General features: G+C 65.8%; 13 protein-coding genes. 9 read left to right on the forward strand and 4 right to left on the reverse strand.

The genetic code is table 11. The features are described 5' to 3' along the window. Positions 1 to 103: 103 nt before the first annotated feature. From HUW43_RS14655 to HUW43_RS14675, 5 genes are all read left to right on the forward strand, one after another. Positions 104 to 577 (forward strand): DUF2141 domain-containing protein, encoded by a 474-nt coding sequence (locus tag HUW43_RS14655; RefSeq protein ID WP_188238095.1) that lies wholly within the window; start codon positions 104 to 106, stop codon positions 575 to 577. Positions 578 to 584: 7 nt separating this feature from the next. Next, positions 585 to 1,559, forward strand: a complete 975-nt coding sequence (locus HUW43_RS14660; protein WP_188238096.1) for a diacylglycerol/lipid kinase family protein — start codon at positions 585 to 587, stop codon at positions 1,557 to 1,559. A 20-nt stretch (positions 1,560 to 1,579) separates the two neighbouring features. Further along, a complete protein-coding gene (locus tag HUW43_RS14665) occupies positions 1,580 to 2,566 on the forward strand; it encodes a hypothetical protein (protein ID WP_223181563.1) in 987 nt (328 codons plus the stop codon). Positions 2,567 to 2,599: 33 nt separating this feature from the next. After that, the gene (locus HUW43_RS14670) at positions 2,600 to 2,737 is read left to right on the forward strand and encodes a hypothetical protein (RefSeq protein WP_188238097.1); all 138 of its coding nucleotides are present in this window, start codon (positions 2,600 to 2,602) and stop codon (positions 2,735 to 2,737) included. Between the two features lie 141 nt (positions 2,738 to 2,878). Beyond that, positions 2,879 to 4,948: a transglycosylase domain-containing protein gene (locus tag HUW43_RS14675; RefSeq protein ID WP_223181564.1), complete on the forward strand. Its 2,070-nt coding sequence runs from the start codon at positions 2,879 to 2,881 to the stop codon at positions 4,946 to 4,948. 62 nt (positions 4,949 to 5,010) lie between these two features. Here the strand turns inward: HUW43_RS14675 and HUW43_RS14680 are convergent, their stop codons facing one another. From HUW43_RS14680 to HUW43_RS14695, 4 genes are read right to left on the reverse strand one after another with little or no spacing between them, the layout of a single operon-like run. Then, positions 5,011 to 6,117, reverse strand: a complete 1,107-nt coding sequence (locus HUW43_RS14680; protein WP_188238098.1) for a DNA alkylation repair protein — start codon at positions 6,115 to 6,117, stop codon at positions 5,011 to 5,013. Continuing rightward, positions 6,114 to 7,529 carry an efflux transporter outer membrane subunit gene (locus HUW43_RS14685; RefSeq protein ID WP_188238099.1) on the reverse strand — a complete coding sequence of 472 codons (1,416 nt, stop codon included), beginning with the start codon at positions 7,527 to 7,529 and terminating at the stop codon, positions 6,114 to 6,116. The genes HUW43_RS14680 and HUW43_RS14685 overlap by 4 nt, the downstream gene beginning before the upstream one ends. Continuing rightward, positions 7,522 to 10,686, reverse strand: coding sequence for an efflux RND transporter permease subunit (locus HUW43_RS14690; protein WP_188238100.1), 3,165 nt, complete (start codon positions 10,684 to 10,686; stop codon positions 7,522 to 7,524). Before HUW43_RS14690 ends, HUW43_RS14685 begins: the two co-directional genes overlap by 8 nt. A 6-nt stretch (positions 10,687 to 10,692) precedes the next feature. After that, positions 10,693 to 11,847, reverse strand: coding sequence for an efflux RND transporter periplasmic adaptor subunit (locus tag HUW43_RS14695; RefSeq protein ID WP_188238101.1), 1,155 nt, complete (start codon positions 11,845 to 11,847; stop codon positions 10,693 to 10,695). Between the two features lie 113 nt (positions 11,848 to 11,960). Between HUW43_RS14695 and HUW43_RS14700 the strand changes: the two genes are divergently transcribed. The 4 genes from HUW43_RS14700 to HUW43_RS14715 all read left to right on the forward strand — a co-directional run bounded on the left by HUW43_RS14700 (position 11,961) and on the right by HUW43_RS14715 (position 14,824). Continuing rightward, positions 11,961 to 12,605, forward strand: a complete 645-nt coding sequence (locus HUW43_RS14700; protein WP_188238102.1) for a TetR/AcrR family transcriptional regulator — start codon at positions 11,961 to 11,963, stop codon at positions 12,603 to 12,605. 404 nt (positions 12,606 to 13,009) lie between these two features. Next, positions 13,010 to 13,207, forward strand: coding sequence for a preprotein translocase subunit SecE (secE, locus tag HUW43_RS14705; protein WP_120219750.1), 198 nt, complete (start codon positions 13,010 to 13,012; stop codon positions 13,205 to 13,207). 34 nt (positions 13,208 to 13,241) lie between these two features. Beyond that, positions 13,242 to 13,778 carry a transcription termination/antitermination protein NusG gene (gene nusG / locus HUW43_RS14710; RefSeq protein ID WP_011541737.1) on the forward strand — a complete coding sequence of 179 codons (537 nt, stop codon included), beginning with the start codon at positions 13,242 to 13,244 and terminating at the stop codon, positions 13,776 to 13,778. A gap of 98 nt (positions 13,779 to 13,876) precedes the next feature. Then, on the forward strand, positions 13,877 to 14,824 hold the full coding sequence (locus HUW43_RS14715; protein WP_188238103.1) for an acyl-CoA thioesterase: 948 nt from the start codon (positions 13,877 to 13,879) through the stop codon (positions 14,822 to 14,824). Positions 14,825 to 14,935 lie beyond the last annotated feature (111 nt).

Raw genomic sequence — 14,935 nt, forward strand, 5'->3', positions numbered from 1 at the left:
CCGCAAATGTTTTCCATATGCCGATTCAAGGGCGACAGGGACCCATGTCGGCGTGCGCCGTGCGGGCGCGGACGTGGCTATAGCCTCTGGAGGTTTTGAGGTCATGTCGAAATTTGTATCGGGTCTGATTGCCGTCGCTCTGCTGGCGGCGGGGTCCACGGCGCACGCCATGGGCCGGGTGATCCCGAACGATCTCGCCAATTGCCGCAGCGGGCCGTCGACGCTGGTCCAGATCAACGGGATCAAGGCGTCGAGCGGCAAGATTCGCGTGCAAAGCTATCGCGGAACGTCGACCGACTGGCTGGAAAAGGGCCGCTGGCTCGCGCGTATCGAGGTGCCGGCGCGCGCCGGATCGATGACGGTCTGCGTCCCCCTGCCCGAAGCGGGTGTCTACGCCATCGCCGTGCGGCACGACGTCAACGGCAATGGCAAGACCGACATCAGCAAGGATGGTGGCGGCATGTCGAACAATCCGAGCATCAACATCTTCAACCTCGGCAAGCCGAGCTACAAGAAGACGGCCTTTTCGGTCGGCGATGCGCCGCGGACCATCTCGATCACGATGAAATATATGTAAACCGCCGATGGCCAGTGTCGCGCTCCTCTCGAATCCTCGCTCGACGGGAAACCGCTCGCAATTGCCGCGGGTTCGCGAGTTTTGCGCGGCGCACCCCGACATTTTTCACTATGAGGTGGAGGACGTCGAACAGATCGGCGAGGCGATCCGCACGATCGCCATGGTGTCCCCGCGCGTCGTTGCGATCAACGGCGGCGACGGCACGGTGCAGGCGGCGTTGACCGAGCTTTATTCGGGCGGTCATTTCGGCGGTTCGCCGCCACCGGTTGCGGTGCTGCCCAATGGCAAGACCAATTTGATCGCGCTCGACCTCGGCGCCGAGGGTGACCCGATCAAGGCGCTCCAGCGCGTGCTCGATCTCGTCCAGGCGGGCGAGATCGACGACCATGTGATCGAGCGCCAGCTTATCGCGCTCGACGGCGGCGGCAACACCCGCCCGGTGCTCGGCATGTTCCTCGGCGGCGCCTATCTTGCCGACGTCATGCTTTATTGCCGCAACCGTATCTATCCGCTCGGCCTGCCCAACGGCATTTCGCATTTCCTCGCGGCGATCCTTGGGCTGTTCGCGATCGTCTTTGGCATCGGCGGCGGGCGCCTGCCGCCCAAGCCCGAACCGATGACCGTGTCGCTCGTCCGCCAGGGCGAGTTCAAGGGCAAATTTTCGCTGCTCATCGTCACGACGCTCGAAAAACTGCTGCTCAGTATCCGCACCAGCGACAGCCATGGCAGCAACGGCCATATGAAGCTGCTCGCGACCGACAGCAATGTCGGCGCGCTGTTGAGGATGCTCGGTGCGACCTGGCGTGGCACGCTCGGACAAAAGCAACTCGCCGGCGTGCACTTCCAGCAGGGCGACGAGATACGGATCGAGGGCGAGCGGTCGAACGTGATCCTCGACGGCGAGATTTTCGAGGCCAGGAGCGGCGCGCCGATCATCCTCACCTCGACGCAGCCGGTCCCCTTCCTGCGTCTCGCCGCCTGAGCGCGACACCGTCAGCAAAAATGGACGATCCGATTCCCGTTCCCATATTCCCCGGCGACGACGAGGGGGCCGACCGAGCGAAGCCGAGCCCCGACAGGATTTCGCGACTCGCTGGAACAGGCCCCTCGTCTTCTTCGCTCGCGGATGCGGAACAACTGGCGCAGCTGGTTCGCGACGAACTGTCCACCCCGGTCGATCCGCGCGTGACCGCGATGGCCGCCGCGATCGCCGAGCGCTATCCCGGCAGCGCGCGCGCGGTGCTGTTTTACGGAAGCTGTCTGCGCGAAAGCGCGCTCGACGGCCTGATGCTCGATTTCTACCTGATTGTGTCGGATTATGGCGACGCCTATCCGAAACGCTGGATGGCGGTCGCGAACCGCCTGATCCCGCCCAACGTCTTTCCTTTTGAGCACGGCGGATTGATCGCCAAATATGCGGTGCTGAGCGAAGCCGATTTCCACCGCCTGAACGGGCCGGAGACGCGCAATGTGTCGGTATGGGCGCGTTTCGCGCAACCTTCGCGGCTCGTCTGGGCGGTCGACGATACCGCTCGCGATCGTGCCGTCGCGGCGGTGGCGCGCGCCGCGCCTGCCTTGCTTGCGGCTGCGGGGCGACAGGCGGGCGAAGCGCCGCTGGACTGGTGGCGCCGCGCCTTTCGGCTCACTTACTCGGTTGAACTGCGCGCCGAGCGCAGCGACCGTGCGCAGTCGGTCGTCGATGCCGATACTGTCCGTTACGAGCGCTTCAGCGCGCCTGCTATCGCTGCGATTCCGGCCGGAGCGCGGAGCGGCGGCTGGCGGCGGCGGCGGGTCGAGGGCAAGCTCATCAGTATCGCGCGCCTTGCCAAGGCCAGCCTGACCTATGCTGGCGGGATTGATTATCTGGCGTGGAAGATCAACCGCCACGCGGGAACGAAGATCGAGATCAAGCCCTGGCAGCGACGCTGGCCGCTGATCGCCGCGCTGACGCTCGTGCCGCGGCTGTTCCGGGGCGGCGCGATCCGTTGAGCAGCCACCGTCTCCGGCCTGCGCGCCGCCTAATTGCACGACATTCGCGTTGCTAATCTGATCCAGCTCGACCGGGGCGACATCTCGCGGCTGAACCTTGGAACGGACGATCATTGTCGCCGCGACGCGACGGGCGATCCGGTATCGACCGGCGATGCCGGGGCCGGATGAAAAGGGCGCCGACGAACTCGGCCAGTCGAAGGCGCGGGCGCTCCGGCGCATCGCGCGCGACACCGGCGTAGCGCGGGCAGCTGACGCCGGACGACAAGCCATTTGCCTATGCTGTGTTGGGGCTGTAATACGGCCCCAAGCATGACCTGGTTCCGCAAATCCGAAGGCTCCGACCCCGCCCTTGCGATGACGCCCGGCGAGCCATTCGCCGACGTTCCGCCGTCATCGACGCCGCCTGCGGCCCCGCCGGTTCCCGAATCGCGGCGGCGCAAGTGGATGCGCCGGATCGCACGCGGCTTTGCCGTTTTGTGCTTGATTTTCATTCTGCTCGTCGGCTGGCTTGCGCTCACCGCGCCGCTCTCGAAATCGCTCGAACCGATCGCGCCGCCGCAGATTACCCTGCTCGCGTCCGACGGGACGCCGATCGCGCGGTCGGGGGCGATCGTCGATCGGCCGGTCAAGGTGCGCGACCTGCCCGACCATGTCACCGGCGCGTTCCTCGCGATCGAGGACCGGCGCTTCTATTCGCACTGGGGCATCGACCTGCGCAGCATCGCGCGCGCCGTGTGGAGCAACATGACCGGCGGTCCGACACAGGGTGGCAGCACCATCACCCAGCAGCTCGCCAAATTCACTTTCCTGACGCCGAAGCGCACGCTGGGGCGCAAGGCGCGCGAGGCGCTGATCGCTTTCTGGCTGGAGGCGTGGCTGACGAAGGACGAGATCCTCGAACGCTATCTGTCGAACGCCTATTTCGGCGACAACACCTATGGGCTGCGCGCCGCGTCGCTCCATTATTTCTACCGCCAGCCCGAAAATCTGACTCCGGCGCAGGCGGCGATGCTCGCGGGGCTGGTGCAGGCGCCCTCGCGCCTCGCCCCCACGCGTAATCCCGACCTTGCCGAAAAGCGCATGAAGCTGGTGCTGAACGCCATGGTCGCGACGGGCCGGATGACCGAGCGCGAGGCGCGCGCGATCCGCACCCCGCGCATCGACGTGCGCACGCGCAATACGCTGCCCACGGGCACCTATTTTGCCGACTGGGCGCTGCCCGAGGCGCGCAAATTGAGCGACGTCGGCTATTCGCGCCAGACGATCAAGACGACGCTCGACGCGCGGCTTCAGGCGATCGCGCGGCGCGTCACCAGCCGGGCGGAGCTGGGCAAGGCGCAGGTCGCGCTTGTCGCGATGCGCCCGAATGGCGAGGTCGTCGCGATGATCGGCGGCAAGGATTATGTCGCCTCGCCCTTCAACCGCGCGACGCAGGCGCGGCGCCAGCCGGGATCCACCTTCAAGCTGTTCGTCTATCTTGCTGCCTTGCGTGCCGGGTGGGAACCCGATGACATGATCGACAACCGTGCGATCGAAACGGGCGCCTATCGCCCCAAAAATGCGGGCGGCGCCTATTCGCGGCAGATCAGCCTCGAAGATGCCTTTGCATCGTCCAGCAACGTCGCCGCCGTGCGCCTGTTCGGCGAAGTCGGCAGCGACAAGGTCATCGACATGGCGCGCGATCTGGGCGTCACCGCCCCGCTGGCCGAGGGTGACCCCAGCCTTGCCCTCGGAACGTCGAGCATGACCTTGCTCGAACTCACCGCCGCCTATGCCGCCGTTGCGGCAAACAGCTATCCGGTCGAACCGCACGCCTTCAAGGCCGAGGAAAAGGGCTGGCTCGAAAATCTGGTCTGGGGGCCATCGCGCTTTGGGTCGCGTGTGCACAAGGATATGGAAAGGATGCTGCGTGCCGCGGTCAATCGGGGAACGGGCCGCGCGGCGCGGCTGCCGCAACCCAATTTCGGCAAGACGGGAACCAGCCAGGACAATCGCGACGCGCTGTTCGTCGGCTATGCGGGCGGCCTCGTTGTCGGCATCTGGATCGGCAATGATGACAACAGCCCGCTTCAGGGGATTACGGGCGGCGGCCTGCCCGCGCGCATGTGGCGCGATTTCATGGTCCAGGCGGCGGGGCAAAAGGCGTCGCCGCGGCCGCGCCGCGTCGATCCGACCGGGCCTGTCGAGCCGCAGGACAGCCCGGTCATTCCTGACGTTGACGACATTCCCATCGCCGACGGCACGCGCATCGGCATCCGGGACGGCGACGCCGTGATCTCGACGGAAATCAACGGCAGCCGCATCGACCTTCGCGTGCCGATAGAGGACCGCCAGCCCGAACCGATCGGACCCGATACCGGGGCGCCGCCGGGCAATTGATTCGGTTAATTCCGGCATTCCGGCCTGCGCCGGGATGACGATCCGGACAGCGGCGGCCGGGACTAATCGTTGCGGTCGGCCAGAAGATCGAACCACGCCTCGCCAACGCCCCGACCATTGACGATCAATTCGATCCTGTGCCGCCCCGGATGATGGCGGCGCGTCGTGAAATCGCGTATCGTCTGAGAGATCGACAGCACGGCGGTGCCGCGGCCCGCTAGCGTGAAGCTTTTGAGCTTGAACACCTTGGGCGCGCTCTTGCCGCCGGATCGCGCGTAATGGATGCGGTAATCGACCACCAGCGGCTGATCGTCGGGTGATTCGGACGCCAGCTCGGCGGCGATGGCAATCCGCTCGCCAAGGCGCACCGACGCGGGTTCGACAACAAAGCGGCGCACCGTCACCGCTGCCCCGTGTCCGACGCCGATCAGCGCAAGCGCGGCGGGATCGCCCTTTTTGATCAGCGTGCGCAGCGCGTGGCGGATGATCCACGCGGTGCGTTCGTTGTCCCGCGGCCACTGCGCCAGTCGCTCGACCAGCCAATCGGGCCGGTCTTTCGCAATGTCGTTGAGATGGTTGGCCACCGACTTGCGAACATAGATGGCGGGGTCGGCCTTCAATGCTTCGAGGATAGGCGCGGCGCGTGTGGGATCGGCCTTCAGCGCCGACACCCGCGCAGCCCACGGCAGGCGCGGCCGGGCGCCTTCGCTTGCAAGCCGCCGGACATGCTCGTCGGCGCTTGCGGTCCAGCGCTCCATCGTCGCCAGCGCGCGGTCGGGATCGGCAGCGAGGAACGGACGGATCGCGAACTCTGCCGAACCAAAGCGCGTGAGGTCGGCGAGCGCCGCCATCGAGCGGTCGAAATCGTCGAGGCCATGACGCGCCACGATTTCGGTGATCGCGATCGCCTGAAATCCGTGCGTCAATCGCGGCGCCATTGCGCGCAAAGTGTCGAGCGTAGCGCCATAGTCATCGGGCAGTGCACGGTGCAGCGCATCGGCGATATGGCGCACGCGTTCCATGATCGACAACGCGTCGAGGCCGTCCGATGCGGCGCGCACGAACATCGGCCGGTCGAAGCGCGGCGCGGCCGCCGCCCCGGCGTCGGCGATCGTCGCGATCGCTTGCGGGCCGAGCAGATTTTTGAGCAGCAGCGTCTCGCTGCTCACCGCGCCTCGCCCCCCGCGCGTTCGACCAGCCCGCCGCCGAGCGCGACATAGAGGGTGACCAGATTGTCGACCTGCGCGCGGCGCAGCTCGATCAGCGCCTGTTCGGACGCAAACAGATTGCGTTCGGCGTCGAGCACTTCGAGATAGGTCGAAACGCCTTCCCGGTACCGTTTGCGCGCGAGGTCGGCGATCTGCCGCGTCGCGAGCGTGCCGCGTTCCTGCGCCGCCACCTGCTCCGCGAGATAGCGCCGCGCTGCGAGCGCGTCGGCGACTTCGCGGAAGGCGCCTTGCACGGTCCGTTCATAGGTGGCGACGGCGATGTCCTCGCGCGCCTGGGCGACGGTCAGATTGCCTTGCCGCCGCCCGAAATCGAAGATCGGCAGGCTGATCGACGGACCGAAGCTCCAGGTCATCCCATCGTCGCCGAACAGATCGTCGAGCGCGCCCGACGCAAAGCCGAAACTGCCGGTGAGCGATATCGACGGGAAAAAGGCGGCGCGCGCTGCGCCGACATTGGCGCGCGCGGCGCGCAGCCGTTCCTCGGCCGCGACGATATCCGGGCGGGCGACAAGCAGGTCCGACGGCAGACCTGCGGTCAGCGCGGGCGCCCCGGCCTGAGCGACAAGCGGGAGCGGCGCGGGCAGGGGGGCGGTCACCGGACCGCCGGTCAGCACGGCGAGGAAATTGTCGGCCTGCGCCTTGCCGAGTTTCAGACTGGCAAGCTGCGTCTCTGCCTGCGTCAGCAGCGTTTCCGACTGGCGATAGTCGAGCGCCGAGGTGACCCCGGCGTCGAGGCGGCGCTTGGCGATGCGCAGCCCTTCCTTGCGGCTCGTCACTGTCGCTTCGGCAAGCTCGATCTGCTCCTCGGCGCCGCGCGAGGCGAAATAGGTCGAGGCAACGTCGCGGACGAGCGCAAGGCGAAAGGCGCGCTCGGCCGCCTCGGTCGCGAGATATTGGCTGCGCGCCGCTTCGGAAAGATTCTTGACGCGCCCCCAGAAATCGAGCTCGAACGAGGTGACCCCGACGCCGACCGAATAGCGGTTCGTCGTATCGGTGCCCGCGCCGGTCAGCGACGGACCGCGGGTTCGCGTCGCGTCGGCGCTGGCGCCGATGGTCGGCAGGCGATCGGCCGCCTGGATGCGATAGAGGCCGCGCGCCTCCTCGATCTGCGCCACCGCAACGGCCAGGTCGCGGTTATGGGCAACCGCCTCGGCGATCAGCGCTTCGAGCCGCGGATCGGCAAAGAAATCGCGCCAAGCGATATCGGTCGCGCGCTGGCCGGGCGTCACGTCGCCCGCGAAATCAGCGGGATAATCGGCCGCGGTCGCCAGCGGCGGCCGCTCGTGCGGTGGCGCCATGTTCACGCATCCAGCGAGCGTGGTCGCTGCGGCGAGCGCAATCAGCTTACGCATGGCCAGGCTCCTGATGATGGCCTTTCTCGGCGGGGGCGGGGGGACGCTTGCGGCTCAGCCACTTGCGCACCGACAGATAGAAGAGCGGGATGAAGAAGATGCCCAGCACCGTCGCGGCGATCATCCCGCCCATCACGCCCGTTCCCACCGCTATGCGGCTGGCTGCGCCCGCGCCGGTCGCAATGACGAGCGGCACCATGCCGAGGATGAAGGCCAGGCTGGTCATGATGATCGGCCTGAGGCGCAGCTTCACCGCCTCCATCACCGCGTCGAGCGTCGATTTGCCCTCGGCTTCCTGTTCGATCGCGAATTCGACGATCAGGATCGCATTTTTCGCGGCAAGCCCGATGATCGTGATCAGGCCGACGTTGAAATAGATATCGGCCGACAGCCCGCGGAACATCGAGAAAAGCACCGCGCCAAGCACGCCCAGCGGCACCACCAGCAGCACCGCGACCGGCACCGACCAGCTTTCATAGAGCGCCGCGAGCAGCAGAAAGACGACGACCAGCGAAAGGCCCAGTAACATGCCGATCTGCCCCGCCGACTGCTTCTCTTCATAGGATATGCCGGTCCATTCATAGGAAAATCCCGCCGGCAGTTGTTCCGCCAGCCGCTCCATCTCGGCCATCGCCTCGCCGGTCGACTGGCCCGGCGCGGGTTCGCCCGAGATCGTCATCGCCGGATAACCGTTGTAACGTTGAAGCTGCGGAGGTTCGGCCGACCATTCGGCCTTGCTGAACGAACCAAAGGGCACCATGTCGCCCGTCGCGCTGCGCACGCGCAGGTCGAGCACATCCTGCGGCGTCATCCGGTTGGCCGCGTCGGCCTGGAGCAGCACGCGCAGCACGCGGCCTTCGCGCGTGAAGTCATTGGCATAAGCGCTGCCGAAACTGATCGCGAGCGTTGCATTCACGTCTCCAATCGACAGACCCAGCGCGCGTGCCTGGATGCGGTCGATGTCGAGCTTCAGCACCGGGGCATCTTCCTGCCCCTCGGGCCGGACATTGGCGAGCAGCTTGCTCTGCATCGCGCCGCCGAGCATCTGGTTGCGCGCCGCGACCAGCGCGTCGCGCCCGTTCGCGCCGCGATCCTGCAGCTTGAAGGTAAAGCCGCTCGATGTGCCGAGTTCGGGAATCGACGGCGGGCTGAGCGAAAAGGCGAAGGCTTCCTTGATGCCCATCAACGTGCCCATCGCCTTGCCCGCGATCGCGTCGGCACTGTCGCCTTCGCCGGTGCGCTCGTCCCAGGGTTTCAGCGGGGTGAACATGATCGCATTCGCCTGCCCCTGGCCAAAGAAGCTGAAGCCGTTGACGAGGACGATGTTCGCGACCTGCGGCTGTTCGGCGAAGAAGGCCTTGACCTGTTTCGTCGCTTCGTTGGTGCGCTGCGTCGTGGCGCCGGGCGGCGCCTGGATCACGGTGATCAGATAACCCTGATCTTCCTGCGGCAGAAAGGATCCGGGCAGGCGGAAGAACAGCAGCGCGGTCACCGCGACCATCGCGACGAACACGCCAAGCCAGCGCAGCGGCGCGGCGAGCATTCTGCCCACGCTGCGCTGATAGCGGTTGGTCGTGCGCCCGAACCATTCGTTGAAGCGCGCAAAGAAGCGATCGAAGAACACGCCGACGGGCCCCGTCCGCTGCGTCTGGTCGTGCGGCTTCAGCATCGTTGCGCAGAGCGCCGGCGTCAGCGTGAGCGCGAGCAGGGCCGAGAAGGCGATCGAGATCGCCAGCGTCATCGAAAACTGGCGATAGATGCCGCCGGTCGATCCGGGGAAGAAGGCCATCGGGATGAACACCGCGATCAGCACCAGCGTGATGCCGATGATCGCGCTGGTGATCTGCCCCATCGCTTTCACCGTCGCGTCATAGGGCGACAGATGTTCCTCGTTCATGATCCGCTCGACATTCTCGATCACGACGATCGCATCGTCGACCAGAATGCCGATCGCCAGCACCATGCCGAACAGCGTCAGCAAGTTGATCGAAAAACCGAACATCCAGAGGCCGAGGCACGCGCCGGCGAGCGCGATCGGGACGACCACGGTCGGGATCACCGTCGCACGCCAGTTCTGCAGAAACAGGAACATGATGAGGAAGACGAGCACCATCGCCTCGACCAGCGTGATCACCACCTCTTCGATCGACAGCTGGATGAAGGGGGTGGTGTCATAGGGGATCGACCAGCCGATGTCGGGCGGGAAGCCTTTTTCCAGCTCTGCCATTTTCGCGCGCACGCCTTCGGCGGTCGCGAGCGCATTGGCGCCGGGGGTCAGCTGGACCGCAAGGCCCGCCATCGGCTTGCCGTTGAGTTCGGACGAAAAGAGATAGCTCGCCGAACCCAGCTCGACGCGGCCGACGTCGGCCAGCGTCACCGCCGACCCGTCGGGGTTGGCGCGCAGGATGATGCTTTCGAACTGTTCGGCTTTGGTGAAGCGGCCCTGCGTCGTGATCACGGCGTTGAGCTGCGCCCCATTGGCGATCGGCTGGTCGCCCAGCTGGCCGCCCGGCGTCTGGCTGTTCTGTTCCTGCACCGCGCCCAGCGCTTCGGCGGCGGAGAGATTGTAGGAAGCGAGCTTTTGCGGATCGAGCCAGATGCGCATCGCATATTCGGGCGCGAACGCCTGGACGTTGCCGACACCATTCACGCGCCTGAGCTCGTCGAGCACGCGCGTGTTGGCGAAATTATTGACCTCCATCGGGTCGGTGTTGCCGCTTTTCGACGTGATCGCGACGATCAGCAGAAAGCCCGAATTGGCTTCGGTCACCGAAATGCCCTGGCGTCGCACATCTTCGGGAAGGCGCTGCTCGACGCGGCGCAGGCGGTTCTGCACCTCCATCTGCGCATTGTCGATGTCGGTGCCCGCCTCGAAGGTCAGGGTGATCGACGCGGTGCCGTTGGATTCGCTGGTCGAGGCCATGTAGAGGAAGCCCTCGACGCCGTTCAGCTCCTGTTCGATGACCTGCGTGACATTCTGCTCGAGCGTGCTTGCATCGGCGCCGGGATAGGTCACGCCGATCGTCAGCGATGGCGGTGCGACCGACGGATATTGCTCGACGGGCAAGCCGCGCAGGGCGATGATCCCGGCAAGCAGGATGCCGATGGCGATGACCCAGGAAAAAATGGGCCGGTCGATGAAAAAGCGGGGGGTCATGCCGGATCAGCGCTTTGCGGGCGGCGTCGACGCCGTTCCCTTGGGCGGCGCGATGCGCACCGGCTGGCCCGGCTGCACCTTTTGCAGCCCGTCGACGATCACCCGGTCGCCGGGTTTCAGCCCGTCGAGCACCGCCCATTGGCCCGCGACCATCGCGCCGAGCTTGATCGGGCGCGGCGTCGCAACATTTTTCGCATCGAGCACCATCACGCTCGCGTTGTCGGCCGTCAGCCTGACCGCACGCTGCGGGATCAGCATCCCGTCGGCACGGTTGCCGGCAAAGATGCGCGCGCGCACGAACTGACCGGGGAGGAGCGCCGCGTTGGGGTTGGGGAACTCGGCGCGCAGCGCGGCGGTCCCCGTCGCCTCGTCGATCGACAGGTCGAGGAAGTCGAGATGGCCGACGACCGGATAGGCGCTGCCGTCCTCGAGGATAAGCTGGACTTCGACCCTTTCGAGCCGCGGCGCGCTGATCCGGCCCGATCCCATGTCGCGGCGCGTCGCCAGCAGGTCCGAGCTCGACTGGCCAAAATTGACGTAGACGCGGTCGATCTGTTCGATGGTCGTCAGCAGCGTGCCCTGCGCCGCGCTGACGAGCGCACCCTCGGTCACTTCGGCGCGGCGCGCGCGGCCTGAAATCGGCGCGGTGACCGACGCATAGCCGAGGTTGAGCCGCGCCGATTCAAGATTGGCCTGCGCCGCCTGGACATCGGCTTCGGCGGTGCGTTGCGCGGCGACGGCGGCGTCATATTCCTGCCTGCCGATCGCCTGGTCGGCGAGCAGCGGCTGATAGCGCGCAACCACCTGCCGCGCGTTCGCCGCCGTCGCCTGGGCGCGGGCCAGCTGCGCGCGCGCGGCATTGGCGTTCGCGATCAGCTGGCGCGGGTCGATACGGAAAAGCGCGGTGCCCGCGCGGACGAAACTGCCTTCGTCGAACAGGCGGCGTTCGACGATGCCGTCGACACGCGCCCGAACCTCCGACGTCCGATATGCCTGGACGCGGCCGGGTAGCTCGATCACATTGGGCACGGTCTGCGCGCGGACGGTGACGATATTCACTTCGGGCGGCGGCGGCGCGGATGGCGCTTCGGACGAGCAACTGGCCAGCAGCAGGGCAATTGCGGCGCCGATGGCGCAGCGGGGAGGAGAGACGCGACTCATGTTGACCCCTGAATATTCGCTGTTGTGCGGGATGTTTTTATAGGCGAAAGCTTGCGCCGACAGCGCTGTGTAATTCAAATTACAGTCGTGGGCAAGGGAGGAGGATCGAAAAATTGACCGAGCCGGGAACGACCTTATCTCAAAGAGATACAGGATCACCGCGCGAACGGCGGCACAATGCGATTCTGGATGCGGCAGAGGCTCTGTTCCTCGAACAGGGTTATGACCGCACCAGTCTGGCCGATATTGTCCGGCGTTCGGGTGGCTCTCTGGCGACGCTTTATGACCTTTTCGGGAACAAGCAGGGCCTGCTGCGGGCCATGGCGACGCGGTGGTCCGAGGAGACGGCGTTCTGCCCCCCCGATCCGGCGGCGACCGCGGCCATGTCGAACGTGGACATTCTTAAAAGCTATGCCTACCGGCAGAGCGATGCGATGCAATCGCCGCGCGCGATCGCACTCATGCGCATGCTGGTGTCGGAAAGCGTGCGCGACCGTGATTTTGCAGTCGGCATCTATCGCGATATCCATCTGCCCGCGATCGCCGAGTTGACCGAGCTTTTCACCCGTTGGGCGGCGGCGGGCGAGGCCGACATCGACGATCCCGAAGCCGCGGCGAAATTGTTCCTCAACATCGTATTCGGCGATTCGATGCTCAACGCGCTGGCGGGAATCGAGGAAGAATGGCTGGGCAGGGAAGAGATCGACTGGCGCCTTCGGCCGTTCATATCGCATTTCAGGATATGCCAGTTTCATTGACACGGCTGTCAATGGCCGAAAGCATTGGGCTTCCTCCCCTCGGGTAAGCGCCGTCGCCTGGCCAGTTCCCCTGCCAGCGGCGGTGTCCGCGCCTCGCCCGTCGGCGCGGCGGCGGTGCGCGAGTTGCATCTCTTTTTTTGCGCTCCGGCCGGCCGCCAGCCGGGCGGTGATGGTGCTGATGCTCTTGCTGATGCGCCGTGACTTCGCCCGCGACCATCCGCTTGCAATCGCCACGGCGCGCAAGTAAAGGCCGCTGTCATTCGGACAGATGCGCCGTTTTGCTTCCGCCTTTCGCCGACATGTTCGGGGAGGGTGGACGGACTGTTGCCCGAAGCGCGCTTGACGCGCCGGGGACGACGACCCATCTGGCCGGTAACTTTGACGCTTACGAGGACGGAACGGACATGGCGAAAGTCAAAATCGGCGAATTCGTCAATCAGGTGAAGACCGAAGCTGGCAAGATCGTCTGGCCCACCGGCCGCGAAACGGTGCAGACGACGATCCTGGTGCTGATCATGGCCACGATCCTGTCGCTTTTCTTCCTCGGCGTCGATACGGTTTTCAGTTACATCGTCAGCTGGCTGACGTCGCTCGCGCGCTAAAGCTCGCGGCTTTCACGACAGGATACGGATCATTATGGCGCGCTGGTACATCATTCACGCCTATTCGGGTTTCGAGAACAAGGTTCGCGATTCGGTGCTCGCCGAAGCCGAACGCATGGGGCTCACCGACTTTGTCGAGGCGGTCGAGGTGCCGGTCGAAACCGTGACCGAGGTCAAGCGCGGCAAGAAGGTTCAGGCCGAGCGCAAATTCTTCCCCGGTTACGTCCTCGCCAAGCTGACGATGACCGACGATGTCTATCACCTCGTCAAGAATACGCCGAAGGTCACGGGCTTTCTGGGGTCGTCGGGCAAGCCGCAGGCGATCAGCGAGGCCGAAGCCGCGCGCATCCTGAACAGCAAGGAAGAGGCCGCGGCGCGTCCGAAGACGGAAATCCGCGTCGATTATGAAATCGGCGATCAGGTCAAGGTGCTCGAAGGCCCGTTCGCCAGCTTCAACGGCGTCGTCGAGGAACTCGACTTCGACAAGGCGCGCGTCAAGGTCAGCGTTTCGATCTTTGGTCGCGCCACGCCGGTCGAACTCGATTTCGAGCAGGTGGAACGGATGAAATAAGCGTCGTCCCCGCGCAGGCGGGGGCCATCGGCCGCGTTGCGCTATGCCGACGGCGGCCCCCGCCTGCGCGGGGCGACGGATCAGGGGCAGGCCGTCATATGAGTTCCCTTTCTCCCGACGCGATTCAGGCCCGCATCGAACGCGCGCGCGAAATCCAGGCCGCCTTTTCGCCCGAAAAGGTCGTCGCGGCGGTGACGCGGCTGTTCGACCTCGAACCCGTGCCGGGGCTGGAGGATGAGTTCACCTTTCCCGCCTTTGCCAAGCCGACGCGCCAGCGAATCTTTGGCGGCCAGGTGATCGCGCAGGCGCTCGTCGCGGCGGCGCGCACCGTCGAACCCGGCAAGGCGGCGCATTCGCTCCACGCCTATTTCCTGCGCGGCGGCGACGAGGCCAAGCCGCTCCATTTCCGCGTCCACCGCGATTTCGACGGGCGCAGCTTCGCCAACCGCCGCGTCGTGGTTCGACAGGATGGCAAGGTGATCTTCAACCTGACCGCATCCTTTCACGCGCCCGAGCCGGGCGCGATGCACCAGGCGCCGATGCCCGACCTGCTGCCGCCCGAACAATGCGCCGAGTTCGTCGAGAATATGGCCGCCGACCCCAATGTCAGCGACGCGCAGCTTGACCGCATGGCGCGGCTGCGGCCGTTCGAGATCCGCAGTTTCCGTCCGCCCTCGACCGAAAAGGCCACAGCACATTATCAATGGTATCGGCTCGCGGCGCCGATCGGCGACGATCCGCTGCTCCACCGCGCTTTCCTTGCCTATGCCTCCGACATGGGGCTGCTCTCCTCGTCGCTGTTGCCGCACGGTTTCACCTGGTCGACGCCGGGGCTGTTTTCGACCAGCCTCGACCATGCGATGTGGTTTCACGACGACATCCGCGTCGACGACTGGTTCGTCTATGTCATGGACAGCGACTGGACCGGCGGCAGCCGCGGCATCAATCGCGGGCTGATCTACCGCCGGGACGGCACGCTGATCGCCTCGGCGATGCAGGAAGGCCTGCTGCGCCTCACGCGGCCCGAAGGCGCGGCTGGCGGATAGGCAGCGATCGCGTCGGCGACCAATGCTTGCGTTTTCCAGCCATACCCGCTAACGGCGCCGCTTCGCATCAGACACGGGTGCGATTCCGCGCGGGAGGAGGGGTGATGCCCT

Source organism: Sphingopyxis sp. LK2115, from assembly GCF_014595975.1.
In the GTDB taxonomy this organism is placed as follows: domain Bacteria; phylum Pseudomonadota; class Alphaproteobacteria; order Sphingomonadales; family Sphingomonadaceae; genus Sphingopyxis.